At 33.1% G+C, this 1,322-nt stretch carries 2 protein-coding genes; both read left to right on the top strand.

Annotation, left to right across the window (positions count from 1 at the left end; translation table 11 throughout):
* The coding region (locus FDW96_RS15680) for an SGNH/GDSL hydrolase family protein (RefSeq protein WP_137365930.1) at window positions 1-1,034 on the top strand (1,034 nt) is incomplete at its 5' end.
* A 107-nt stretch (window positions 1,035-1,141) separates the two neighbouring features.
* On the top strand, window positions 1,142-1,322 hold a 181-nt coding region (locus FDW96_RS15675), incomplete at its 3' end, for a hypothetical protein (protein ID WP_212732921.1).

The following is a 1,322-nucleotide window of genomic DNA, read 5'->3' as shown; positions in this document are numbered from 1 at the left end:
CTATTCAAGGGTATGTTAGATTAAAACCTCTTACACAATCTGATATTGACATGATATTAGCAGACATGCAAGTTTTAAATTACACTTCATCCACTAACAACGTACCGAGTAATTTAGATAGTTTTCAAAAAATGGTAAATTATACCCCGTCAGTAAGTAATGACACTGTTACAACAACTACTACTGCGTTTGATTATTACAAATATCCAGTTACACCTATTTGGGGACATGAATATTTAGAGCATTGGTATGAGAAAATTTATGACGGTGTAAATAATATATCAATAGCATTAGACGGAGATAGTATAACTGCTGGTTACGCTCCACTATCATCGGTTCAAGATACTTTTTTTGGCATGAAAGATTATGCACTTAAAAAAATAATGAAGGCAGGGAATTATGATTTAAAAAAATTATCAATACTAAACAATGGTTTTGGTGGTAGAAATACGAATGAATGGGTAGGAAACCCAACTTATGCTTTGCCTTACTATTTACAAAAATACCCTAATGGTTTTTTACAAACATCGATGGAACATAACCCAGACCTTTTAATAATTGGATGGGGAATGAATGACGCTGATAAAAACCATACGAAGTTCGCTGGGTTAACACTAGAACAAAGATTAAACTTATTTAAAACAAATATGGAAGAAGGATTGAAAAGAATAAGAGGAAATACAAGTGTTAATGGTAGACCAGCTTATAATAAAACCGTAAAAGATTTGGCTATTATCATCACTTTGCCAACAGTTGGAACAGTTTATAATACTGGGAGAACCTATGTAGAGTGGTTTCAAAATGTTAGACCTATAATACAAGAATTATGTCGTAAATACGAGTGTGCGTTTGCTGATTTTACAGCGAGAACTTACGCACATAATGATATGTCTATAAAAACATGGTCAGCTTTAAATTCAGATGGCGTTACTTATGGATCGATACACCCTAACAAATACTCAATGGCTCAAATTATGTCACAGTTACAAGATTTAATATATCCTGTTTGCATGTGGAATATTGATATTGATTAATATATATTTAGGATTGCATGGGAAAATATCGGTTCAGCAGTAATTGGTTCAACGACAATATATTATTGGAAACGTACTGCATAAAAAAATAAAAAGGAAAATAAAAAATGAAATTAGATTATAACTCACGTGAGATTTTCTTTGGTAATGAAGCTCTAATCGTAGCTGATATGGCCAAGGGAAGTAACGGAAAACCAGAGTTTACTAACCATAAAATTGTAACTGGTTTAGTATCAGTTGGCGCAATGGAAGACCAAGCGGAGACTAACAGCTATCCAGCTGATGACG

Origin of the sequence: Citrobacter sp. TBCS-15 (genome assembly GCF_005280815.1) — a bacterium.
Lineage (GTDB): Bacteria > Pseudomonadota > Gammaproteobacteria > Enterobacterales > Enterobacteriaceae > Citrobacter > Citrobacter werkmanii.
This window is presented reverse-complemented; position numbering and strand designations above follow the sequence as displayed.